Source organism: Pseudomonas gorinensis, from assembly GCF_042015035.1.
GTDB lineage: Bacteria > Pseudomonadota > Gammaproteobacteria > Pseudomonadales > Pseudomonadaceae > Aquipseudomonas > Aquipseudomonas gorinensis.
Genome location: NZ_CP167125.1, coordinates 3293597 through 3317558, shown reverse-complemented (window position 1 = coordinate 3317558; position 23962 = coordinate 3293597). Strand labels below are relative to the sequence as shown.

Below are 23962 nucleotides of genomic sequence, written 5' to 3'. Positions count from 1 at the left end.
GCCGTCGCACACCTGGTAGAGAACCATGAAAGCCCAAGCCCGTCATATCCTGGTGAAAACCAGCGAAGAAGCCGAACAACTCAAGCAGCGCATCGCCAAGGGCGAAGCCTTTGATGTGCTGGCCAAGAAATACTCCACCTGCCCGTCCGGCAAGCGCGGCGGCGACTTGGGCGAAGTGCGGCCGGGGCAGATGGTGGGGGTGATCGATGCGGTGATCTTCAAGAAGCCGGTGAAGGTGGTTCACGGGCCGATCAAGAGCAAGTTTGGCTATCACCTGGTGCAGGTGTTTTACCGCGATTGAGGCTATGACTTAAGACCCCCATCGGGGGCATGGGTATCTACACAACGTTGGCTCAACGCTGAACGCGCGGCAGACAGGGCTGTTGTGGCGAGCGGGCTTGCCCCGCGTTGGGCTGCGTAGCAGCCCCAAAACCAACCTCTACAGAGTGTCTGATGCACCGCGTTCTTCTTTACTGGGGCTGCTACGCAGCCCAACGCGGGGCAAGCCCGCTCGCCACAGGGAGATTTGTCGGGGGGCAGAAAAGTTACGTAGATACCCATGCCCATCGGGGGCAAGCCCCCGATCCGCCGCAGGCGGCCATTCACTTACTCCCTGGGGATCAGTGCCCCCGGCACCTGGATAACCCGGCTCGCCAACCGATGCCCGGCCAACGCCGCCGCCTCCGGCGAGCCCCCCTTGAGCCGACTGGCCAAGTACGCCGCACTGAATGAATCCCCCGCCGCCGTGGTATCCACCACCGTCTCCACCTTCAGCGCCGGCACGGCAAAGCGCTTACCGTCGCAACGGATCAAACAGGCCTGCGCACCACGCTTGAGTACCACTTCGGCAATCGCCGGGTACGCCGCGAACACCTGTTCGCTGTCGGCGTACCCAAACAATGCAAGCTCGTCATCTTCGGTCAGCAAGGCGATATCCACCTCGGCCAGTACTGTGCGATACGCCTCACGGGCAACGTCCACCGTGGCCCACAGCCGCGGCCGGTAGTTGTTGTCGAACACCACTTTGCCGCCACGCCGACGGGTTTCGATCAGGGCCTTGAGCAAACGCGCGCGCCCGATATCACCGATTACCGCCAGGGTAATGCCGCTGAAATACACCACGTCATAACCAGGTAATGCCGCCAGGATCGGCGCGGCGGCCGGCGTGGTAAAGCAGTCACGTACCGCCGCTTCATTACGCCAATAGAGAAACTTGCGCTCGCCGTTCGCATCCGTCTGGATGCAGTACAACCCCGGCAAACGCCCAGGCAGGCGCTGGACCCGGCCCAGGCCAAGCCCCTCTTCCTGCCATTGCGCGCACATCGCATCGCTGAAGCTGTCGTCGCCCAGGGCAGTGACATAGTCGACGCTGCCGATGTCGCCCAGCTCACGGCGCAGGTACACCGCCGTGTTGAGGGTGTCGCCGCCGAAACTTTGTTGCAGGCTGCCGTCGGCGCGGTGTTGCAGTTCGATCATGCATTCGCCGATCAAGGCGATGCGGGGATGGGTGGTCATGGTTGCTGTCTCGGGGGGCTGATGGCCTCATCGGGGGCAAGCCCCCTCCCACACGTTGACGTGTGAACACCTTTCAAATGTGGGAGGGGGCTTGCCCCCGATAGGCGCGACACGGTCTAGAAGCAGGTATGCAGGGACTCGATCACCTGCAACTGCTCATCCACCAGGCAACCGACCTGCCACTTGTCAAAGGTCAAGCAAGGGTGGGAGGTGCCAAAGGAAATGATGTCGCCAATGCGCAGTTCAACGTCCGGGGCCACGGTCATGAACGCGTGCTGATCCATCACTGCCGTGACGTTGCAGGCGCTCACATCCTCCCCTTCCGCTGGCAGGATCCCCGCTCGGTAGCGCTTGAGCGGCACCGGCAGGCCGGCGTCGTAGGCCACATCGCGCTTGCCCAGGGCGATCACCGCGAAGCCTGGGTCGGGCAGCGATTGCACATGGGCCCAGACTTCCAGCGCCGGGCGCAGGCCCTCGCTGAGGTCGCTGCGGCGCTCAAGTACACAGCACTGCGCCGCTTTGTAGATACCGTGGTCATGGGCCACATAGCTGCCAGGGCGCAATACGCTGAGGAAACGACCGGCAGCGTTCTGCACCTCGAACGACTCGGCGATCAGGTCGTACCAGGCCGAGCCCGAGGCGGTGATGATAGGTTTGGCCAAGTCGAACGCGCCGTTGTTTTGCAAGTCCACGGCCAGGCGTACCAGGCTGGCGGCGAAGTCACGGATGCCGCTGATGGCGTGCTCGCCATGGATCACGCCTTCATAGCCTTCGATACCGGTGAGGGCCAGGGCCGGCTGGGCCTTGATCGCCTTGGCCAGGTCTCGCACGGCCTGCTCGCTGCGGCAGCCACAACGGCCGCCGACCACGCCGTACTCGATCATCACGTTCAGGCGCAGGCCACGGGCGGCGAAGAACAGCCCCAGGTCAGCGACGTTATCCGGGTGATCGACCAGGCAGTGGAAGTCGAAATCCCCATCGGCCAGCAGGTCGGCGATCAACGCCATGTTCGGCGCGCCCACCAGTTGGTTGGCCATCAGTACACGCCGCACGCCACCTGCATAAGCCGCGCGAGTCTGCACCGCGGTGGCCAGGGTAATGCCCCAGGCACCGGCCGCCAGCTGGCGCTGGAACAGCGCCGGCATCATGCTGGTCTTGCCGTGCGGCGCAAGCTGCGCGCCGCTGCGGCTGACGAAATCCTGCATCCAGCGGATGTTGTGCTCCAGGGCATCGCGGTGCAGGACCAGCGCCGGCAGGCTGACGTCACGGACCAGGTGGGCGCCGACTGCAGCGGCGCCCTTTTCAACGGCATTGATGGCAGACATGGAAAGCTCCTATTCGTTGATGCGACGGGCCAGGTTGTTGGCGCTTTCGATCAACACCCGGCGATAGTCGTTGTAATGATTGCTGGCATCGGCCCTCGGGGCGACGATGCACAAGGTCGCAATGCTGATGCCTTGCGCGTCCCGAACCGGGGCGGCAAAACAATGGGTGAAGGTGTCGGCCACACTGTCGAAGGAAAAGAAGCCATCGACCGTGGCCTGGCGGATTTGTGCGAGGAAGGTCTCCAGCGGCAGGCGCTGGCCGTCCGGCAGGATGAAATCCTCAGGGTCGATCAGGTCGACGATCTGCTGATCGCTCAAGTGCCCCAGCAGCAGGCGCCCGGACGCGGTCCACGGGATCGGCGCGTTCTCACCGATATCCGAAGAAATACGGAAATGCCGCTCGCCTTCGCGCATCAGCGCCACCGTGTATTTACGCCCGTTGAGCAGGCACATCTGCGCGGTTTCGTGGGTCTGGCTGACGATCTCCTGCAAGGCGTGGTCAGCCTCGCGGGTCAGGTCGAAATGACGCAAATGCGCCTGGCCGAGAAAGTACAACTGGCGGCCGAGGTAGACGTGACCGTCCTTGCCCACGGTTTCGAGAATGCGCCGTTCCAGCAAGGACGCGACCAGTTCGTAGACAGTGGACTTGGGGCTGCCGATACCGTTGGCAATATCATTCGGGCGCAGGGGCTGCCCGATTTCCTTGAGAAAGTCGAGGATATCGAACGCACGGTCCAGGCCTTTGGCGCGACGTTTGATGGTGTCTTCGGTCATGGCAATTTTCGATCCGGTCGAAAGGGTGGGGCTGGCGCAGGTCCATTGTGGGAGGGGGGCAAGCCCTAATGCCGTTCAGTTAAGGCTTTTTTGTAGGAGCGAGCTTGCTCGCGAAAAACTCACAGGCGCCGCGTTCATTCAGGAAACACGCGTTATCGTTGACGTTTTTCGCGAGCAAGCTCGCTCCTACAGAAGGCGATGTACGCTTAACTGAACGGCATTAGGGCTTGCCCCCCCTCCCACATTGGATTTCCTGTGGTCTCAAGAGTGGGGCAATTTAGCCTTTTTTCTTGTAGGCCACGCAATCAATCTCGACCTTGCAATCAACCATCATGTTGGCCTGCACACAGGCCCGCGCCGGGGCGTGTTCGGGGGTGAAGTATTCGCCGAACACTTTGTTGAAACTCCAGAAGTCCCGGGGGTCTTCCAGCCACACGCCCACCCGTACCACGTCTTTCAATTCGTAGCCGGCTTCTTCAAGGATCGCCACCACGTTGCGCATGGTCTGCCGGGTTTGCTCGATGATCCCGCCCGTGATGATTTCACCGTCCACCGCTGGCACCTGGCCCGAGACGTAGAGCCAGCCGTCCGCTTCCACCGCGCGGGCGAAAGGACGCGGCTGACCACCGCCGGCGGTGCTGCCGGCGCCGTAACGAGTAATGCTCATAACTGTTTCTCCTGCTGACTGACCATTTAAAAACGAATGTTTTTCAGAAATTCCGCCAGGCGCGGCGATTGCGGCCGTTCGAAGATGTCCTTCGCCGAGCCCTGCTCTTCAATACGCCCCTGGTTCATGAAGACGATCTTGTCCGACACCTCATAGGCAAAGCGCATTTCGTGGGTGACCAGCAACATGGTCATGCCCTCCTCCGCCAGGCCCTTGATCACACTCAGCACCTCGCCCACCAATTCCGGGTCGAGGGCCGAAGTGACTTCGTCGAACAGCATCAGGCTCGGGTTCATCGCAATCGCGCGGGCGATCGCCACACGCTGCTGCTGGCCGCCTGAGAGCTGACCGGGAAAGTGATTGCGGCGTTCCAGCAAGCCAACGCGATCCAGCCATTTTTCGGCCAGGGCCACCGCTTCGTCCTTACCCATCTTCTTGACCTTGAGCAGGCCAAGGGTGACGTTCTGCAACGCGGTCAGGTGCGGGAACAGGTTGAACTGCTGGAACGCCATGCCGGTCATCGCGCGGTGCTGGGCAATCACCCGTTCCGGGTGACGCACACGCTTGCCGGCGATTTCGCTGTAGCCGATGGACTCACCGTCGAGGGTAATCTGCCCGCCCTGGAATTCTTCCAGCAGGTTGACGCAACGCAACAACGTGGTCTTGCCCGAGCCGCTGGAGCCGATCAACGTCACCACGTTGCCGCGCTGCATGGACAGGTCGACGCCCTTGAGCACTTCGACCTGCCCGTATTGTTTACGCAGGCCGCGAATGTTCAGCAGCGGTTCGGTTGTTTGAGGTTGGTTCATGGCAAGGCCACCCGCTTTTCAATGTAGCGCCCGAATAACTCGATGGCGTAGTTGATGACAAAGAACATAAAGCCTGCGAACAGGTAGAACTCCAGGGTCATGAAGGTGCGCGCGATCACCTGCTGGGTACTCAACAGCAGTTCGGCCACGCCGATCACCGACAACAGGGTCGAGGCCTTGACGATTTCCGTGGAGGAATTGACCCAGGTCGGCAGGATCTGCCGCAGCGCCTGGGGCAACAGCACGTAGCCCAGGGACTGGTAGAACGTCAGGCCAATCGCCTTGCCCGCTTCCAGTTGCCCACGGGGAATGGCTTGCAGCGCGCCGCGCACGATTTCCGAGACGTGGGAACCGCAGAACAGCGTCAACCCGACGGCACCGGCCTGGAACGCGGTGATTTGCCAGCCGAGCGCCGGCAGCATGTAGAAACACGCCAGCACCAGCACAAACACCGGCGTGCCACGGATCAAGTCGACATACACGCGAAACGGCACCCGCATCCAGAATTTGCCGTAGGTCAGGATCAACCCGGCGACGATGCCGATCAGGGTGCCGAAGATAATTGCCAGCGCCGACACGTACACACTGGTCTGGAAACCCGCCCAGAGGGTGTCCCGGGCGATCCACAACTCATGCAACCAGCTGGGGGATTCGTACATGGAAACCTTCCTTAACGACGGATCGCCAGACGCTGTTCCAGGTAACGGAGCAGCATGGCAATGAGGTAACAGGCAGCCACATAGAGCGCGGTCGTGACCAGCCAGGTTTCAATCACCCGGTAGCTTTCGACGTTGATCTTGCGGGCGTAATAGGTCAGCTCCGGCACCGCGATCGCGGCCGCCAGTGAGGTGTCCTTGAACAGCGAGATAAAGTTGTTGGACAGCGCGGGCAGCACGTTGCGCAGCATCACTGGCACGGTGATGTAGGCACGGATTCGCCACTCGCCCAGGCCAATCGCCAGCCCGGCTTCACGCAACCCCTTGGGAATATTCAACAACCCGGCACGGAACACTTCGGTCAGGTAAGCACCGGCGTACAGCGACAAGGTAATGATGAACGAGGGGATCTTGTCCAAGCGGATGCCCAGGCTGGGCAAGGCGAAGTAGATCAACAGGATCAGCACCAGGATCGGCGTGTTGCGTACTACCGTCACGTACACCGAGGCGAGGATACGCAACGCCCGGTGCCTGGACAGCATGGCAAACGCCATCAACAGGCCGATCACGCAGCCGATGGCGATCGACAGCAGTGCCAGCTCAAGGCCCAGCCACAACCCCGCGAGCAAGGTGTCGAAATCACGCCACACGGCGGCAAAGTTCAACTGATAGTTCATGGTCAACGGTACCTGATGGGGGCGCCAGGCGCGGCGCCCCGGTTTTCACGAATCACTTGAACTCGACGGGGAAACCAATGGCAGGTTCTGGCAGGTCCACACCGAACCACTGCTTGAACGAAGCCTTGTAGGTGGGGAACTCCACACCGGTCATGGCTTCATGCAGCGCGGTGTTGACGAAGTTCAGCCAGTCCTGGTCGCCACGCTTGACCGCGCACGCATAGGTCTGCGGGCTCCAGGCATAGGCCGGGCTGCGATAGCGGCCAGGGTTCTGCACCATCAGGTATTTGACCGAAGACTGGTCGGTGGCGGCGGCATCGGCGCGACCGGAGTTCACGGCCTGGTACATCAGGTCGACGCTGTCGTACTGGTCGACCTTGGCCTTGGGCAGTGCCTGGTGCACCAGTTCTTCGGCGTAGACGTTTTGCAACACCGCCACGGTGACGCCATCGCCGGCGGCTTGCAGGTCTTCGATTTCCTTGTACTTGCTGTTGTTGGGCAGCAGCAGGCCCACGCCTTCGCGGTAGTACGGCAAGGTAAAGGCCACTTGCTGCGCGCGGCTGGCGGTGACGGTAATGAACTGGCAACTCATGTCGACCTTGTCGGTCAGCAGGTTGGGAATCCGGGCGTCGGACGACTGCACCACAAACTCGACCTTGCTCGGGTCGTTGAACAGCCCCTTGGCCACGATGCGGCCAATATCAATATCAAACCCCTGCAACTTGCCATCCGCTCCCTGGAAGTGCCACGGCGCATTGGTACTGCCTGTACCCACGATCAGGTGCCCACGCTTGAGCACGTTATCGAGCTTGCTGTCCGCCGCCTGCACGAGGCCTGCGAGGGATGCCGATGCGGCGAAAAGAAAAACACACGCTTTAAACACGGAAGGTCGGTGATGCATGACAAGCACTCCAGGAGTTGTGTATTCCGCTATACCGGAACTTAGTATGTAACAACGGAATAGACAGCAGAAAGTGTGCCACAGGCAGTAACGGAAAAATATGCGGGGAATAAATGGTTTATAAATCAGACGGATAAACAGCCTTCTGGCTAACGGCGTTACGCCAGCAGCTGATCAGCTTGCTACCCAGGGCCCCATCCGACCGCGACGGTCCCCTGCACATGCGCCACAACGGTGTTACCGCGCACCAACACCGGGCACGTTTCAATCATGGGAAAACCACCGCGCTGTGACCAGCGTTGGCACATCACCGCCGACCAGGCGCGCAAATGGGGGGGAGCGTGCGGACGACGCTTGCCCCCCTGGCTACCTGTGAAGGTTGACAGTAGACGACACTGATTCCTGGTCGTAGCGTTGGCAAAAACCCGCATCATCCAAAGGGAGGCCCTCATGGGGATTGCCACCGCAACCATCGCCAATGCCAAGGATTACCGGCGCGCGTTGAGCACCTCGCGCCCGGTATTCATGCTGTTTGTTTCCGATCACTGCCCAGCCTGTGCGTGCTCAGGGCCATTATTTGAGCTGATCGCTGGCAAGTACCCCTCCGTTGTCAGCCTGGTGCTCGATTGCGCCAAGACGCCGAGGCACCCCGACGTTACGGGCACCCCGACGCTGCTGATCTTCCTCAACGGCACGCTGATGGAAAAGTTCAAAGGCTTTGGCCCCGAAGACCAGCAAGCGCAGTTTCTCGAGGACACCTTCAAGCGCTATGCCCGTCGCAAGGGCGCAAGAGCACCTGCGTCACCCGCCGCTCCTCCACCGTCGCCACCGTCAGGCGCCAGCCCGCATGCTCCAGGCTATCGCCCACCATCGGCAGGCGGTCGAGCAGACTCATTACCAGACCGGCCAGGGTCTGGTAATCCTCGGTCGCCGCAGCATTGAAGCCGGTGCGCTGACGAATCTGGTTGAGGTTCAAGGCACCGTTGACGCAGAAGCCATCCCCCTGCGCGACGATGTCCGGCCCCTCGATTTCACTCGCGTCCGGCAATTCACCGGCGATGGATTCGAGGATGTCGGTCATGCTCAGCACCCCCATGAAGTCACCAAATTCGTTGATCACGAAGGCGATGTGGGTCGACTCCTGACGCATCTGCTCCAGGGCGTTGAGGATCGAAAAGCTCTCCAGCAGGTTGATCGCCCGGCGAGCCAGGTGCTCCAGGTTCGGCTCGTTGCCGGCCAGGTATTCCTTGAGCAATTCCTTCTTGTGCACAAAGCCTAAGGGCTCATCAACGGCACCGTCGCGGATCAACGGCAGCCGCGAATAGGACGAATGCATCAATTTCAGGCGAATCGTGTCTGGATCATCCGCCAAGTCGATAAAGTCGACCTTGGCCCGCGGCGTCATCAAGGTGCGGATCGGCCGTTCGGCCAACTGCAGCACACCACTGATCATCACGCGCTCGCGCCGATCAAACAACGGGCCCTGGCTGGCATCCGGCTCACCCAGCAGGTCAGCCACGTCTTCGCCCACCTCCTCCACCGCCAGGCTGCGCCCGCCCAGCAAGCGCATCACCGCATGGGCCGTACGCTCACGCACCGGCAACGCACCCTGCGCCGACTTCTTGCGCCGGGCCCGGGCAATCTGGTTGAACACCTCGATCAGGATCGAAAAACCAATGGCCGCGTACAGGTAGCCTTTGGGAATGTGGAAGCCCAGGCCTTCGGCGGTCAGGGCGAAACCGATCATCATCAAAAAGCCCAGGCACAGCATGATCACCGTCGGGTGCGCGTTGACGAAACGGGTCAACGGTTTGCTCGCGACGATCATCAAGCCGATGGAAATGATCACCGCGATCATCATCACCGCCAGCTCATCCACCATGCCGACTGCAGTGATCACCGCGTCGAGGGAGAACACCGCGTCGAGGACGACGATCTGCGCCACGATCGGCCAGAACATCGCATAGGCCACATTCCCCGTGCGCTGCGCCATATGCCCTTCCAGGCGCTCATGCAATTCCATGGTGGCCTTGAACAACAGGAACACACCACCAAACAGCATGATCAGGTCACGCCCGGAGAAGCTCTTGTCGAACACCTCAAACAGCGGCTGGGTGAGCGTCACCAGCCAGGAAATACTCGCCAGCAAGCCCAGGCGCATCAGTAGCGCCAAGGACAAACCGATCAACCGCGCACGGTCGCGCTGCTCCGGCGGCAGCTTGTCCGCCAGGATCGCGATAAACACCAGGTTGTCGATGCCCAGCACCAGTTCCAGCACAATCAAGGTCAACAGGCCGAGCCAGGCCGTTGGATCCGCTAACCATTCCATTTATTAAAGTCTCTATCTAGATGTCAGGATGCCGGGCACGGCAAAGCGCGGTCGGTGGACCGGAACACGGTTAGCAATCGAAATACGGGGTGCTTGAAAGGGAACAGCGGCAGCGGTTGTCTTGGGGAAAGACGACTGGGGGGCTCCGAGAGGGTGTTCATGCAAGTCCTGAAGTCACAAAAGGACTTGAATCCTACAATTGAAATACAAATTTCCCACAACACAAAACTATTACAAAACCTGTCCCCCCTCCCACATTTTGACCTGTGTTGAATCAGGACTTTCTGGTCGCATCATCCAACGCCAGGATGGTGTGGGCATTCGTCACCGTAGTCGCCAACGTATTGATCACCCCCGACCGCAACGCGCCCAGCGTCGCCGCCGCCTTGGTGTTCTCACTCGCGATCGCGACCACATCCGGAATCCGGAACAACTCCTGCACCGTCAACCCGATCACTCGCCCTTGAATGGCGTTGACCGCCGGCTGGCCATGAATATCGATAAAGTCATAGCCCATCATGTCGCCCACCGTACCGGACAACCGCGCCTGCGCGATCTCCTGGGGCGAGAACCAGCCCATGCGCACCATATTGCTGTTTTCGCTCATATCGCCGATGCCAATCAATGCAATATCGGCCCGCCGCGCTCGATCCAGGGTCGAGCGCACCGTGTCGTTATTGATCAGCACGCCGCGCAGTTCCGGGTTGGCCACCAGGGCCGGGGCATACAGACTTTCACTCTCGCCGCCAAAGCGCAGGGCCAGGCGCCGGCAGATATGGTCCGGGTTCATATATTCGCCAGCCTTGAGCGAACCGCCGATGGCGCAGACAAATGTGCAATTGCGCGTCACCGGTAAAAATACATTATCGGCCACCGCTCCCACGTTGCGCCCCATGCCCACGGCGACGATCATGCCGTCGCTCAGGGTTTTGTTCAGGTAATTGGCCACCAGGCTGGCAACCGCCGAGCGCTGGGTGTCGGGGTCGCTGTGGTCGACGGCGATCAAGGCCCGGTCGAGCTTGAAGCGTTCCACCAGCGCTCGCTCCAGCTCGCTGTTCATCGCCGGGTGCTGCAACACGCGCACCTCGACAATCCCCTCATCCCGCGCGCGCTTGAGCAAGCGACTGACTTTTGCGCGGGACAGGTCGAGGCGCTTGGCAATCGCTTCCTGAGTGACGTTCTCGAGGTAATAGAGCATCGCCACTTCGGTCATCTGATCGATATCGCTGGCAATACGCTGGGTGCTGTCACTCATGGGGACGGGCTTCCGTTTCGGCGTCAAAGGCGCATTCTCCCGACTCTTGCCCCGTCACGTCCACTACTGATGCCCATCGCGCTCGATCGCATTGATGCGCTCGACCTTGGCCCCGGAACGTGCCGCTTCGAACTCCGACTCCAGGAACGACTTGACGATGCTTTTCGCCAGCTCGGCGCCGATCACCCGTGCGCCGATGGACAGGATCTGCGCATCGTTGCTCTTGCGTGCACGCTCGGCCGAATAGGTGTCATGGGCCTGGGCCGCACGAATGCCCAACACCTTGTTGGCGGAAATCGCCATGCCGATCCCGGTACCGCACACCAGTACGCCCAGGCGCTGTTGCCCGGCATTGATCGCGGTGGCCACCGCCAGGGCGATGTCCGGGTACAGCACCGGCGCGATGGAATGGGTGCCGAAGTCGGTCACCGGGTAACCCAGCGCTTCGATATGGCGCTTTAACAACTCCTTGAGTTCAAAACCCGCTTCATCGCATCCGATAGCCACCGGAAAAGGTGTGTTCATGGCGTCTGGCTCCGCTGCCGTGATCGTACTGATGACCGATCATATGATCAGCCAGTGAAATTTTGCTCAGTCATTTCTCTGACATCACACCCTTTCTGTCAAGCATGTTTTAACTGACTCGCCAGTCAAAGCTGCCTAAAAAGCCATTATTTAGGCTAAAGATGAGAATCAGCGCTTTTACATGAAAGATATTGACTGATCAGAATTTCATTTGATACACATATGATCACAGCGAAACATGACTGTGCGACCTAATAAGAATTCACAGCACGAGGACACGCCGATGGCTACGCCATTACTGCTCCAGGCTGAACACGTCGCCAAGGCTTACGCCGGGGTTCCCGCCCTGCGTGACGGGCGCCTCTCTCTGCGGTCCGGTAGCGTCCACGCCCTGTGCGGCGGTAATGGCGCAGGCAAGTCGACTTTCCTGAGCATCCTGATGGGCATCACCCCGCGCGACGCCGGCACCATCCTGCTCAATGGCACCCCGGTGCAGTTCAATCGCCCGAGTGAAGCCCTCGCGGCAGGGATCGCGATGATCACCCAGGAGCTGGAACCCATCCCCTACATGACCGTTGCCGAAAACATCTGGCTGGGCCGCGAACCGCGCCGTGCCGGCTGCATCGTCGACAGCAAGGCCCTGAACCGGCGCACCCGCGAACTGCTGGACAGCCTGGAATTCGACGTCGAGGCCACCAGCCCCATGCATCGCCTCAGCGTCGCGCAAGTCCAATTGGTGGAAATCGCCAAGGCGTTCAGCCATGACTGCCAGGTGATGATCATGGACGAGCCCACCTCGGCCATCGGCGAACGCGAAGCCGAAACCCTGTTCAAGGCGATCCGCCGCCTTACCGCGCGTGGCGCCGGCATCGTGTATGTGTCGCACCGGTTGAGCGAGCTGGCGCAGATCGCCGATGACTACAGCATCTTCCGCGACGGCGCCTTTGTCGAAAGTGGGCGCATGGCCGATATTGACCGACAGCACCTGGTACGCGGCATCGTCGGCCAGGAGCTGGTACGCATCGACCACAAGGTCGGCCGCGAATGTGCCGCCGACACCTGCCTGCAAGTCGACAACCTGAGCCGCGCCGGCGAATTCCATGACATCAGCCTGCAACTGCGCCAGGGTGAAATCCTCGGCATCTATGGCCTGATGGGGTCAGGGCGCAGCGAGTTCCTCAATTGCATCTATGGGCTGACGGTCGCCGATTCCGGCAGCGTCACCCTGCAAGGCAAGCCCCTGCCGATCGGGCTGCCCAAGGCGACGATCAACGCGGGCATGTCACTAGTCACCGAAGACCGCAAGGACAGCGGCCTGGTGCTCAGTTCCAGCATTCTTTCCAACATTGCACTGTCGGCCTACAAGCGCCTGTCGAGCTGGTCACTGATCAACGCACGCAAGGAAACCCAACTGGCCCAGGACATGGTCAAGCGCCTGCAGATCAAGACCACCTCCCTGGAACTGCCGGTGGCCTCCATGAGCGGCGGTAACCAGCAGAAGGTGGTGCTCGCCAAGTGCCTGTCGACCGAACCGGTGTGCCTGCTGTGCGACGAACCCACTCGCGGCATCGACGAAGGCGCCAAGCAGGAGATCTACCACCTGCTCGACCAGTTCGTGCGCGCCGGCGGCGCCGCCATCGTGGTGTCGTCGGAGGCCCCGGAACTGCTGCACCTGAGTGATCGCATCGCTGTATTCAAAGGCGGCCGGCTGGTGACCATCAGCACCGACACCGCCCTTTCCCAGGAAGCCTTGTTGAGTCTTGCCTCATGAATGCCAAAACCATAGCCGCCCCCATCACTGCCGCGCCACGCAGCCACCTGCGCCTGACCCTCGACCGCTTCGGCTTGCCGCTGGTGTTTATCCTGCTGTGCGTGGTGATGGCGTTTTCCAGCGAATACTTCATGACCTGGCGCAACTGGATGGACATCCTGCGCCAGACCTCCATCAACGGCATCCTTGCCGTGGGCATGACCTACGTGATCCTGACCAAAGGCATTGACCTGTCCGTGGGCTCGATCCTGGCGTTTGCCGGGCTGTGCAGCGCGATGGTCGCAACCCAAGGCTACGGCCTGCTGGCGGCGGTGAGCGCCGGGATGTTCGCCGGGGCGATGCTCGGCGTGGTGAATGGCTTCATGGTCGCCAACCTGTCGATCCCGCCGTTCGTGGCCACCCTCGGCATGCTCAGCGTGGCGCGAGGCATGACGTTCATCCTCAATGACGGCAGCCCGATCACCGACCTGCCCGACGCCTACCTCGCCCTGGGCATCGGCAAGATCGGCCCGATTGGCGTGCCGATCATCATCTTCGCGGTGGTCGCGCTGATCTTCTGGATGGTGCTGCGCTACACCACCTACGGCCGCTATGTGTACGCCGTGGGCGGCAATGAAAAGAGCGCGCGCACCTCCGGCATTGGCGTGCGCAAAGTGATGTTTTCGGTGTACGTGGTCTCGGGCCTGCTCGCCGGCCTGGCCGGCGTGGTGCTGTCGGCACGCACGACCTCTGCCCTGCCCCAGGCCGGGGTTTCCTATGAGCTGGACGCGATTGCCGCAGTGGTGATCGGTGGCACCAGCCTGTCCGGCGGCACTGGCAGCATTGTCGGCACGCTGTTCGGCGCGCTGTTGATCGGCGTGATCAACAACGGGCTCAACCTGCTCGGCGTGTCCTCGTATTACCAGCAGGTCGCCAAGGGCCTGATCATCGTGTTTGCAGTACTGATCGACGTGTGGCGCAAGAAAAAACGCTAGAGAACGAACCACTACAACAATAACGGAGTTCAACTCATGAAAATTGGTATGCCTTTCGCCGCGGTCGCGGCGCTCTCCCTGCTCGCCAGCAGTATCGCCCTGGCCGCCGATGGCAAGACCTACAAGGTCGGCGCTGCTGTCTACGGGCTCAAGGGCCAGTTCATGCAAAACTGGGTCCGCGAGCTCAAGGAGCACCCGGCCGTCAAGGATGGCACCGTGCAGTTGACCGTATTCGACGGCAACTACGATGCCCTGACCCAGAACAACCAGATCGAAAACATGGTGACCCAGCACTACGACGCCATCCTGTTCGTGCCGATCGACACCAAGGCCGGCGTCGGTACGGTGAAACAGGCCATGAGCAACGACGTAGTGGTCATCGCCTCCAATACGAAAGTAGCCGATGCCGCCGTCCCTTACGTGGGTAACGATGATGTGGAAGGCGGCCGCCTGCAGGCCCAGGCCATGGTCGACAAGCTCAACGGCAAGGGCAACGTGGTGATCATCCAGGGGCCGATTGGCCAGTCGGCGCAGATCGACCGGGAAAAAGGCGAGCTGGAAGTGCTGGGCAAACACCCCGACATCAAGATCATCGAGAAAAAGACCGCCAACTGGGACCGCGCCCAGGCCCTGGCACTGACTGAAGACTGGCTCAACGCTCACCCCAAAGGCATCAACGGCGTGATCGCGCAGAACGACGACATGGCCCTCGGCGCCGTACAGGCCCTGAAGTCCCATGGCTTGACCTCCAAGGACGTACCCGTCACCTCCATCGACGGCATGCCGGATGCGATCCAGGCCGCGAAGAAAGACGAAGTCACCACCTTCCTGCAGGACGCCCAGGCCCAGTCCCAAGGCGCCTTGGACGTGGCCCTGCGTGCGCTTGCCGGCAAGGACTACAAGCCGCAGTCGGTGATCTGGGAGCGCTATGCCAAGGACGTGAAATGGGGTGATGGCACCGCCAAGACCTACATCCTGCCGTGGGTGCCAGTGACTAACGCCAACGCCGATGCGCTGTACAAGCAAGTCAGCGGCGGCAAGTAGTTATTGACTTGAAATACTGTCAAATGTGGGAGGGAGCTTGCTCCCGATGGCGGTGTAACAGTGGTAGATCAGGTGACTGACACACCGCCATCGGGAGCAAGCCCCCTCCCACACGTTGATCTCCACCCTATTCAAAAATGGAGTCATGCATGTCTGGATTCTGGAACCAAGCCTTCGACCTCAGCGGCCGTTGCGCGGTGATCACCGGTGGTGCCGCCGGGATCGGCCTGGCCTGTGCCAACCTGCTGGTGGAGCGTGGTGCCCGCGTAGCATTGCTGGATCGCGACCCGGCGGTGGTCGACGTCGCCGCCAGCCTCGGTGCCGGGCACCTGGGCATTGCCGTCGACCTCAGCCGGATCGGCGAGGTGCAACACACCATCGACCAGGTCGTCGAACGCTTCCAGCGCCTGGACTACCTGATCAACAGCGCGGGTGTCGTCCTGCTGGACAAGGCTGTCGATGTCAGCGAAAGCGCCTGGGACACCACCCTGGACATCAACCTCAAGGCCAGCTTCTTCGTGGCCCAGGCCTGCGCCAGGCACATGCTCGCCCAAGGCCGCGGGCGTATCGTCAACCTCGCCTCCCAGGCCGCCGTAATCGGCCTGGATCGTCATGTCGCCTACTGCGCGAGCAAGGCAGCCATCGTCGGCATGACCAAGGTGCTGGCCATGGAATGGGCACCGCACATCTCCGTCAACGCCATCTCCCCCACCATCGTCGAGACCGCCCTGGGCAAGAAGGCGTGGGCCGGAGAAGTGGGTGAGCAGGCCAAATTGCAGATCCCGGCGGGCCGCTTTGCCCAGCCGGAAGAAATCGCCGGGCTGGCGTTGTACCTGCTCAGCGACGCCGCCCAGATGATCACCGGCGCGAACATGGTGATCGACGGCGGCTACAGCATTCAGTAATTCATTTTTTGTCGTGAGGTTTTGTCATGTCCACCGTCATCGAACGCACACCTGAACAACTCTCCCCGAGCATCCCGAAAACCATGCAGGCCGTGGTCTGCCATGGCCCGGAAGACTATCGCCTGGAAACGGTCGAGGTGCCCACCCCCGGCCCCGAGGAAATCCTCACTAAGGTCGAGCTGTGCGGTATTTGCATGGGCGACATCAAGACCTACCGCGGCGCACCGTCATTCTGGGGCGATGCCGAGCAACCGCGCTATGTGAAACCACCGATGATTCCCGGGCATGAGTTCGTCTGTCGCGTGGTCGCCCTCGGCCCCGGCGCAGAGAAACGCGGAGTGAAGGTCGGCGACCGGGTGATCTCCGAGCAGATCGTGCCGTGCTGGGGTTGCCGTTTCTGTAATCACGGCCAGTACTGGATGTGCCAGAAGCATGACCTGTATGGCTTCCAGAACAACGTGCAGGGGGCCATGGCCCAATACATGATCTTCACCAAGGAAGGCATCATCCATAAAGTGCCGGATTCGATAGCACCGGACGAAGCCATCCTGATCGAACCGCTGGCCTGCTCGCTGCATGCGGCCGAGCGCGCCAACGTGGATTTCGATGACGTGGTGGTGGTTGCCGGCGCCGGCACCCTGGGCCTGGGCATCATCGGCGCGGTGCGCATGCGCAACCCGAAAAAGCTGATCGTGCTGGACATGAAACCCGAACGCGCCGCCCTCGCCCTACGCATGGGCGCCGACGAAGTATGGAACCCCGCCGAGGTGGACGTGCTGGCGAAGATCCGCGAGATCACCGAGGGCTACGGCTGCGACATCTATATCGAGGCCACCGGTCATCACAAGGCCGTCAACCAGGGCCTGGCGATGCTGCGCAAACTCGGGCGCTTCGTTGAGTTCAGCGTGTTCAACGACGAGGCCACGGTGGATTGGTCGATTATTGGCGACCGCAAGGAACTCGATGTACTCGGCTCGCACCTGGGGCCGTATATGTACCCGAGGGCCATCGACTTTATCGGCAGCCGCAAGATCGACATGCGTGACGTGGTGACCCACACGTTCGCCCTGGCGGATTTCAAGGAGGCGTTTGCGGTGATGGAGCGTGGCGACAAGTCGCTCAAAGTTGTACTGCAACCTTAGGCACATCACACCTCCCACACTGAATGGCTGTGAATCCATAGAACAAGAACACAGGAACCCGCGTTATGAATCGAGTCATCAACGATCCAGACCAAGTGGTAGAGGACATGCTGCGCGGCATCCTCGTCGCGCACCCGCAGTTGCGTCAATACGAAACCAATCCACGGGTCATCGTCAAAGCCAGGCCTTCGGCGCAAGGCCGCGTCGGCATTGTCACGGGCGGCGGCTCGGGCCATGAGCCGGCCTTCCTCGGCTACGTCGGGCCCGGCCTGGTCGACGCCGTGGCTGTCGGTGAGATTTTTTCCTCACCGACCGCCAAAAGTTTCTTCGATGCCTTCCGCGCCGCCGACCACGGCGCGGGCGTGGCCTGCCTGTACGGCAACTATGCCGGCGACAACATGAACGTGAAGCTGGCGATGAAAATGGCCGCCAGCAAAGACATGCGCATCCGTACCGTGGTCGCCAACGACGACGTCGCCTCTGCGCCCAAGGCTGAGATTGCCAAGCGGCGCGGCGTGGCCGGGGAAATCTTCATGTGGAAGATCGGCGGGGCCGCAGCCGCCCAGCATTACGACCTGGACGGGGTGATCCGCGTCGCACAAAAAGCCGTCGACCATTGCCGCTCCATTGGCATCGGCCTCACGCCGTGCACCATTGCCGCCGTGGGCAAGCCGAACTTCCAGATCCCCGACGGCCAGATGGAACTGGGCATCGGCCATCACGGTGAGCCGGGCATCGAAGTGATCCCCATCGCATCCGCCGCCGCCATGGCCGAACGCATGCTCGCGCCGATCCTCGCCGACCGCGATTTCAGCCAGGACGACAGTGTGGTGGTGCTGGTCTCCGGTCTTGGCGCCACGCCGGTGATGGAGTTGTACATTTTCTACGCCGAGGTGGAACGCCAACTCACGGCCAAGGGCTTGAAGATCCACCGTTGCTACGTGGGCAACTACTTCACCTCCCTGGAAATGATGGGCGTGACCCTGACCCTGCTCGGCCTCGACGCCGAGCTGAAAACCCTGATCGACCAACCCTGCCGCTCCATCGGCATGACCCAGGCGGAGTGAACCATGAGCCAGCATTTTTCCACCCGCGATGGCAGCGCCATCGTCACCGACCTGGTCAGTGTGATCGTGGCCAACCGTGAATACCTCAGCGCAGTCGACGGCGCCATTGGCGATGGCGACCACGGCATCAATATGGCCAAGGGCTTTGCCCATTGCGGGCGCACGATCGAAGGTCGCCAACTGAGCCTGGCCGAAGCACTGGATGAATTGACCCTGAGCCTGATGGAAGGGATTGGCGGCTCCATGGGGCCGCTGTACGGCAGCCTGTTTATCGGCATGGCCGACGAAGTGCGCGGCTGTGAAGAGATTGACGCGGCCACCTTCGCCCACTTGCTGCGCGGCGGCCTGACCTCGTTGCAGGACATCACTGAAGCCGGCGTGGGCGACAAATGCCTGATGGACACCTTGATCCCGGCGGTCGAAGCGTTCGAGCAGGCGCATGCCGCGGGGTCGTCCTTCAACGATGCGCTCGAGGCAATGAAAGCCGCCGCGTCCCAAGGGCGCGATTCGACCAAGGACCTGGTGGCGAAGATCGGCCGCGCCAGTCGCTTGGGCGAGCGCTCACTGGGCGTGCTGGATGCCGGGGCGGTGTCGTGCTGCCTGATCCTTACGCGCCTGGCGGACTCGGTGCAGCCGCGACTGAGTGCTTGACCTGCTGGACATACCGCGCCACCGCCGGCGCCTGCTCAAAGCGCCGGTGAATCAATGACAGCCACGACGACGCATCACTGCCCTGGATGCTGCGGTACACCACGCCCGGCAAACTCACATGCCCCATCACCGATGTCGGCACCACCGCGACACCCTGGCCCAACGACACTAACGCCAACACCGCAACCAACCCACCGGGCTGTGGCCCCAGGCGCGGCGCGTAGCCGCCTTGCGCCGCCACTTGCAAGGTGCCGCTGATCTGCTCCGGCAGGATAAACGTCTCGTTTTGCAGGTGTTCACAGCCGATGGCCTTGAGCCCCAGCAGCCAGGAAGCCTGGGGCAGCGCCAACACAAAGCCCTCACTGTCCAGGCGCACCGCCTCGACCCCTTCGGGCAGGGTCATCGGCGAGCGGATATAGCCAATGTCATAGCGTCCATCGGCCACCGCACTTGGCAAGGTGGCCATGGGGCATTCGCGCACATTCACGCTCACATCGGGAAACGTTTGGCTGAACGCCTGCATTTGCCGCTGCAATAACCCCGAATACACCGCCGAAGCGACGTAACCCAACTCGAGGTGGCCGATCTCCCCACGCCCGGCACGCTGGGCGTTGCGCTGGGCAAATTCGAACTGGCGCACGGTGGCTTCGGCCTCGCCCAGTAAGGCGGAACCGGCCTCGGTCAGGCTCACTTCGCGCTGCCGGCGAATGAACAGGCGCGTGCCCAGGCTGGTTTCCATGTCCTGGATCTGCCGGCTCAACGTCGGTGGCGCGATGCCCAGTTGCTCGGCGGCGCGGGTGAAATTGCGCTGCCGGGCAACCGCCAGGAAGTAGCGAAAGTGGCGTATTTCCATCACAGGATTAGCTCAAAGGTAACAAAGTTCTCCACAACGGCTAACAAGACCATTGCGTGGCGCAGATAAGCTTGCAGCAGATCAACACTAGAGAGACCTTGCGATGCCCGTCAACTGCTATTTGCATATTACCCGTAAGGTAATTTCATTATGAAACCGGCCAGCCAGCGCCTCACGTTACTGACCGCCTCTGGCGTCTGTTCGCTGATCGTGCTCGACACCAATATCGTCGCCGTGACCCTGCCGAGCATCGCCCGTGACCTGGGGGCGAACTTTGCCGATATCGAGTGGGTGGTCAGCGCCTATATGCTGGCTTTCGCCGCCCTCTTGTTGCCGGCAGGCAGCGTTGCCGACCGTTTCGGGCGCAAGAAAACCCTGGTCTGGGGCCTGGGCATTTTCATCCTGGCCTCCCTCGGCTGCGGCGCCGCACCCAACGCGCTGTTCCTCGATATCGCCCGCGCACTGAAAGGCGTCGGCGCGGCGCTGTTGCTGACCTCGGCCCTGGCGTCCATCGGCCACACGTTCCACGATGAAGGAGAACGCGCCAAGGCCTGGGCGTTCTGGGGGGCGTGCATGGGCGTGGCGATGACCGCCGCGCCGACCCTCGGCGGGCTGATCACCGAGTACTTGGGCTGGCGCTGGATCTTCTACCTGAACCTGCCCGTGGGCCTGGGGCTGATGGCCTTGGTGCTGCGTGCCATCCCGGAATCTCGCGACACCCAGTCGGCACGGCTCGACCCATGGGGCAGCCTGGCCTTCAGTGCCAGCCTGCTGTGCTTGATCTGGGGTTTGATCGAGGCCAACCGCATCGGCTGGGACAATCCGCTGACCTTTGCGCGCCTGAGCGCTGGCGCACTGTTGCTGGGCGTGTTTGTGTGGGTCGAGCGCGTGCAGCGGCGGCCGATGGTCGACCTGCAACTGCTGCGTCACCCGCGCTTTATTGGCGCCTTGCTGGGCATGTTCGCCTATGCCGGCTGCGCCCAGGTGATGATGACGCTGCTACCGTTTTACCTGCAAAACGGCCTGGGGTTCTCCGCCATTGCCTCGGGCCTGGGCATGTTGCCATTTGCCCTGACCATGCTGATTTGCCCACGCATCGGTGCGCGCCTGGCAGGCCGCCTTGCGCCGGCGACGATGATGGCGGCCGGCTTGACGCTGGTCGGCAGCGGCAACCTGTTGAGCGCGTGGGCGGTGAATGTGGGCGGCTACCTGCCCTTCGCCCTGGCCATTGCGGTCACCGGCGCGGGAGCAGGGTTCCTCAATGGCGACACACAGAAAAACATCATGGCCTGCGTACCGAGGGATCGCGCGGGGATGGCCTCGGGCATGAGCACCACCATGCGGTTCAGCGCGATCATGCTGGCGATCGGCGTGTACGGGGCGCTGTTGAACAGCCATAGCGAACAGTTGTTGCGCGCCAGCCTCGACGCACAGTGGCAAGGCCAGGCAGCCGACATTGCTTCACGGGTGGTGGCCGGGGATATGTCAGCGGCGTTGGGCCGGTTGCCGGAGGCGGCACGGGCGGCGGTGCAACCGCTGGCGCGGCAGGCGTTTGTGGGTGGGTTCAGCAAGGTGTTGTGGGTGGCAGGGTTATTGGGGCTGCTCGGGGCGCTGGTGGTAGGAAGGTTGATGCGCAAGCCGATACCCACACCGAACTGAATGTGGGAGGGGCTTGCCGCCGATGAGGGTGTGTCAGTAAATGCAACTGTGACTGAACCACCGCCATCGGGGGCAAGCCCCCTCCCACAGGTATTACCTATCCCCTAAGAGGCTTACCAGAACCGTTGTTGGGTCAGGCGGTTCCACCAGGTCAGCAGCACACGGTCCACCGAGCCGCTGGCGGCCAGGCCGACGCGTTCTTGCAGGCTCTTGCGCTCGGCGTAGTGCAAGTGGAACACCTCGGCCGTCTTGGCCTTGGTCGCCAGGTATTCGTCGCTGGTTTGCAGCTCGTCGACCAACTGCTTGTCGAGCGCGGCAACACCCAGCCACACCTCTCCGGTCGCCACTTCATCAATCGCCAGTTGCGGGCGATAGCGCGACACGAAGTTCTTGAACAACTGATGGGTGATGTCCAGGTCTTCCTGGAACTTCTCGCGGCCCTTCTCGGTGTTTTCGCCAAACACGGTGAGGGTGCGCTTGTATTCGCCGGCGGTCAGTACTTCAAAGTCTATGTCGTGCTTTTTCAGCAGGCGGTTGACGTTGGGCAACTGCGCCACCACACCGATGGAGCCAAGGATGGCAAACGGTGCGCTGATGATCTTCTCGCCGATGCACGCCATCATGTAGCCGCCGCTGGCCGCAACCTTGTCGATGCACACGGTCAACGGCACGCCCGCCTGGCGAATCCGCGCCAGTTGCGACGACGCCAGGCCGTAGCTGTGTACCATGCCGCCGCCGCTTTCCAGGCGCAGTACCACTTCGTCCTTGGGCGTGGCCAGGCTCAGCAATGCGGTGATTTCATGGCGCAGGCTCTCGGTGGCCGAGGCCTTGATGTCGCCGTCGAAATCCAGCACGAATACCCGTGGCTTGGCCTCAGGGGCCTTCTTGCCCTTCTTCTTTTCGGCTTTGCTTTCGGACTTGCGCAGGGCTTTGAGCTGGTCCTTGTCGAGCAGGGTCGACTCCAGGCGCTCACGCAACCCCTTGTAGAAATCATTCAGTTTGCTGACGTGCAACTGGCCGGCGGACTTGCGACGGCCTTTGCTGCGCAGTGCCGCGAAGCTGATCAGTACCACCAGGATCGCGACCACCAGGGTGACGGTCTTCGCCAGAAAGCTTGCGTATTCAGCCAGAAAATCCATGTGTCTCCTTAAAAATGCACTGCGCCAGGCGCTGATTGCCCAAGCATACCGACGGGACCGCCGGGGAGCCAGTGCTCAAACCGCCAGCAGCGCGGTGCTCTAACGCACTTTTAAAACAAGCGTATGTTTTTTCATTGACAGCTCGAAGCCATCCTCATAACCTCGCCAGACTTTCAACGTACCGGGAAAACGGACGTGGGCAGCATCTATCTGATTCGACATGGCCAAGCCTCCTTCGGTGCAGACGACTATGACGTGCTGTCGCCCGTCGGCGTGGAGCAGGCGCAAGTACTCGGTCGCCACCTGGCAGACATGGGCCTGGTGTTCGACCGCTGCATAGCCGGCGACCTGCGCCGCCAACAGCACACGGCCACTGCTGCCTTCGATCAATACAGCACCCTCGGCCTGCCTGTCCCTGCTGTGGAAACCGACAGCGCCTTCAACGAATTCGACGCCGACGCGATCATCCGTGCCCTGCTGCCCGACCTGCTCGGCAGCGAACCCGACGCCCTGGAGATCCTGCGCAACGCGGCACAGAACCGCAGCGAGTTCCAACGCATCTTCGCCCTGATCATCGAGCGCTGGCTGGCCGGCACCTATGACACGCCGGGGCTGGAAAGCTGGTTGGGCTTCGTGGAGCGCGTCCAGGGAGGCCTGCAACGCATTCTTGAAGCCGCGGACAACACGCAGAAGATCGCCGTGTTCACCTCCGGCGGCACCATCACCGCCCTGCTCCACCTGATTACCCGGATGCCTGCCGCCCAGGCGTTCGAACTGAACTGGCAAATTGTTAACACCTCGCTCAACCAGCTGAAATTCCGCGGGCGCGAGGTGGCACTGGCTTCCTTCAACAGTCATACCCACTTGCAACTGTTGAAGGCGCCGCAGCTCATCACCTTCCGATGAGTTGTGGCCCACCGTGACCCCAAGGTCACTGGACTCTACCCTAAAGGATCGAAACCATGACTGAAGTAGCTAAAGCCGTAGAAGCAATGAAAGCCAAATTCAACCCAGACGCCGCCAACGGCCTGGACCTGGTATTCGGTTTCCGTATCGACGACACCCAGAACTTCTCGCTGGTGGTGAAGAACAACACCTGCGAACTGCTGGAAGGCGAAAACCCTGAGGCCCAAGTGACCCTGGTCATGGACGGAGAAACCATGAAAGGCATCGTCGACGGCTCCACCGACGGCATGCAGGCCTTCATGAGCGGCAAGCTGCGTACCGAAGGCGACATGATGCTGGCCATGAAGCTGAGCGAGCTGTTCCCTTCCTGATTCACGGGCAATCTTGATCCCTGTGGGAGGGGGCTTGCTCCCGATAG

The 23962-nt window shown here is 61.5% G+C and carries 24 protein-coding genes and 1 pseudogene; 12 read left to right on the top strand and 13 right to left on the bottom strand.

Annotation, left to right across the window (positions count from 1 at the left end; genetic code table 11):
* The first annotated feature begins 25 nt into the window (after positions 1-25).
* Positions 26-301: a peptidylprolyl isomerase gene (locus AB7933_RS15220; RefSeq protein WP_010564624.1), complete on the top strand. Its 276-nt coding sequence runs from the start codon at positions 26-28 to the stop codon at positions 299-301.
* A gap of 305 nt (positions 302-606) precedes the next feature.
* Here AB7933_RS15220 and AB7933_RS15215 read toward each other — a convergent pair whose 3' ends face one another.
* From AB7933_RS15215 to AB7933_RS15180, 8 genes are all read right to left on the bottom strand, one after another.
* A complete protein-coding gene (locus tag AB7933_RS15215; RefSeq protein ID WP_024075086.1) occupies positions 607-1515 on the bottom strand; it encodes a sugar kinase in 909 nt (302 codons plus the stop codon).
* Between the two features lie 116 nt (positions 1516-1631).
* On the bottom strand, positions 1632-2840 hold the full coding sequence (locus tag AB7933_RS15210) for an amino acid deaminase (RefSeq protein WP_024075085.1): 1209 nt from the start codon (positions 2838-2840) through the stop codon (positions 1632-1634).
* A 9-nt stretch (positions 2841-2849) separates the two neighbouring features.
* Positions 2850-3614: an IclR family transcriptional regulator gene (locus tag AB7933_RS15205; RefSeq protein WP_024075084.1), complete on the bottom strand. Its 765-nt coding sequence runs from the start codon at positions 3612-3614 to the stop codon at positions 2850-2852.
* 277 nt (positions 3615-3891) lie between these two features.
* Positions 3892-4281 carry a RidA family protein gene (locus AB7933_RS15200; protein WP_010210958.1) on the bottom strand — a complete coding sequence of 130 codons (390 nt, stop codon included), beginning with the start codon at positions 4279-4281 and terminating at the stop codon, positions 3892-3894.
* 26 nt (positions 4282-4307) lie between these two features.
* Positions 4308-5090, bottom strand: coding sequence for an amino acid ABC transporter ATP-binding protein (locus tag AB7933_RS15195; protein ID WP_024075083.1), 783 nt, complete (start codon positions 5088-5090; stop codon positions 4308-4310).
* A complete protein-coding gene (locus AB7933_RS15190; protein ID WP_024075082.1) occupies positions 5087-5749 on the bottom strand; it encodes an amino acid ABC transporter permease in 663 nt (220 codons plus the stop codon). The genes AB7933_RS15195 and AB7933_RS15190 overlap by 4 nt, the downstream gene beginning before the upstream one ends.
* A gap of 11 nt (positions 5750-5760) precedes the next feature.
* Positions 5761-6423 (bottom strand): amino acid ABC transporter permease, encoded by a 663-nt coding sequence (locus tag AB7933_RS15185; RefSeq protein WP_010564617.1) that lies wholly within the window; start codon positions 6421-6423, stop codon positions 5761-5763.
* 52 nt (positions 6424-6475) lie between these two features.
* Complete coding sequence (locus tag AB7933_RS15180) at positions 6476-7324, bottom strand: transporter substrate-binding domain-containing protein (protein ID WP_024075081.1); 849 nt, start codon at positions 7322-7324, stop codon at positions 6476-6478.
* Positions 7325-7774: 450 nt separating this feature from the next.
* On the opposite strand from AB7933_RS15180, the pseudogene AB7933_RS15175 reads away from it, so the two are divergent.
* Positions 7775-8065: pseudogene (locus AB7933_RS15175) on the top strand (thioredoxin family protein); the annotation flags it as partial.
* A 19-nt stretch (positions 8066-8084) separates the two neighbouring features.
* Here AB7933_RS15175 and AB7933_RS15170 read toward each other — a convergent pair.
* From AB7933_RS15170 to rpiB, 3 genes are all read right to left on the bottom strand, one after another.
* Positions 8085-9653, bottom strand: a complete 1569-nt coding sequence (locus AB7933_RS15170; RefSeq protein WP_024075079.1) for a TerC family protein — start codon at positions 9651-9653, stop codon at positions 8085-8087.
* Between the two features lie 274 nt (positions 9654-9927).
* Entirely contained in the window at positions 9928-10908 is a 981-nt protein-coding gene (locus AB7933_RS15165; protein ID WP_024075078.1) for a sugar-binding transcriptional regulator, read from the bottom strand.
* A gap of 63 nt (positions 10909-10971) precedes the next feature.
* On the bottom strand, positions 10972-11433 hold the full coding sequence (rpiB, locus tag AB7933_RS15160; protein WP_024075077.1) for a ribose 5-phosphate isomerase B: 462 nt from the start codon (positions 11431-11433) through the stop codon (positions 10972-10974).
* 283 nt (positions 11434-11716) lie between these two features.
* Between rpiB and AB7933_RS15155 the strand changes: the two genes are divergently transcribed.
* From AB7933_RS15155 to dhaL, 7 genes are all read left to right on the top strand, one after another.
* On the top strand, positions 11717-13204 hold the full coding sequence (locus AB7933_RS15155; RefSeq protein WP_024075076.1) for a sugar ABC transporter ATP-binding protein: 1488 nt from the start codon (positions 11717-11719) through the stop codon (positions 13202-13204).
* The gene (locus tag AB7933_RS15150; RefSeq protein WP_024075075.1) at positions 13201-14178 is read left to right on the top strand and encodes an ABC transporter permease; all 978 of its coding nucleotides are present in this window, start codon (positions 13201-13203) and stop codon (positions 14176-14178) included. Before AB7933_RS15155 ends, AB7933_RS15150 begins: the two co-directional genes overlap by 4 nt.
* 36 nt (positions 14179-14214) lie before the next feature.
* Entirely contained in the window at positions 14215-15222 is a 1008-nt protein-coding gene (locus AB7933_RS15145) for a substrate-binding domain-containing protein (protein WP_024075074.1), read from the top strand.
* A 149-nt stretch (positions 15223-15371) separates the two neighbouring features.
* On the top strand, positions 15372-16127 hold the full coding sequence (locus AB7933_RS15140) for an SDR family oxidoreductase (protein ID WP_024075073.1): 756 nt from the start codon (positions 15372-15374) through the stop codon (positions 16125-16127).
* A gap of 26 nt (positions 16128-16153) precedes the next feature.
* The gene (locus AB7933_RS15135) at positions 16154-17269 is read left to right on the top strand and encodes an MDR/zinc-dependent alcohol dehydrogenase-like family protein (RefSeq protein ID WP_024075072.1); all 1116 of its coding nucleotides are present in this window, start codon (positions 16154-16156) and stop codon (positions 17267-17269) included.
* A 65-nt stretch (positions 17270-17334) separates the two neighbouring features.
* Positions 17335-18336: a dihydroxyacetone kinase subunit DhaK gene (locus AB7933_RS15130; RefSeq protein WP_024075071.1), complete on the top strand. Its 1002-nt coding sequence runs from the start codon at positions 17335-17337 to the stop codon at positions 18334-18336.
* A gap of 3 nt (positions 18337-18339) precedes the next feature.
* Entirely contained in the window at positions 18340-18987 is a 648-nt protein-coding gene (gene dhaL / locus AB7933_RS15125; RefSeq protein WP_024075070.1) for a dihydroxyacetone kinase subunit DhaL, read from the top strand.
* Here dhaL and AB7933_RS15120 read toward each other — a convergent pair.
* Entirely contained in the window at positions 18944-19840 is an 897-nt protein-coding gene (locus tag AB7933_RS15120; RefSeq protein WP_024075069.1) for a LysR family transcriptional regulator, read from the bottom strand. The two genes, dhaL and AB7933_RS15120, sit on opposite strands and share 44 nt — an antisense overlap.
* Positions 19841-19990: 150 nt before the next feature.
* Here AB7933_RS15120 and AB7933_RS15115 point away from each other — a divergent pair, with 150 nt between their 5' ends.
* A complete protein-coding gene (locus AB7933_RS15115) occupies positions 19991-21499 on the top strand; it encodes an MFS transporter (protein WP_024075068.1) in 1509 nt (502 codons plus the stop codon).
* Between the two features lie 113 nt (positions 21500-21612).
* On the opposite strand, the gene sohB is transcribed toward AB7933_RS15115, so the two are convergent.
* Positions 21613-22638 carry a protease SohB gene (gene sohB, locus AB7933_RS15110; RefSeq protein ID WP_024075067.1) on the bottom strand — a complete coding sequence of 342 codons (1026 nt, stop codon included), beginning with the start codon at positions 22636-22638 and terminating at the stop codon, positions 21613-21615.
* 195 nt (positions 22639-22833) lie between these two features.
* On the opposite strand from sohB, the gene AB7933_RS15105 reads away from it, so the two are divergent.
* Both AB7933_RS15105 and AB7933_RS15100 read left to right on the top strand, forming a co-directional pair.
* The gene (locus AB7933_RS15105; protein ID WP_024075066.1) at positions 22834-23544 is read left to right on the top strand and encodes a histidine phosphatase family protein; all 711 of its coding nucleotides are present in this window, start codon (positions 22834-22836) and stop codon (positions 23542-23544) included.
* A gap of 56 nt (positions 23545-23600) precedes the next feature.
* Positions 23601-23915 (top strand): SCP2 sterol-binding domain-containing protein, encoded by a 315-nt coding sequence (locus AB7933_RS15100; protein ID WP_024075065.1) that lies wholly within the window; start codon positions 23601-23603, stop codon positions 23913-23915.
* The last annotated feature ends 47 nt before the right edge of the window (positions 23916-23962 follow it).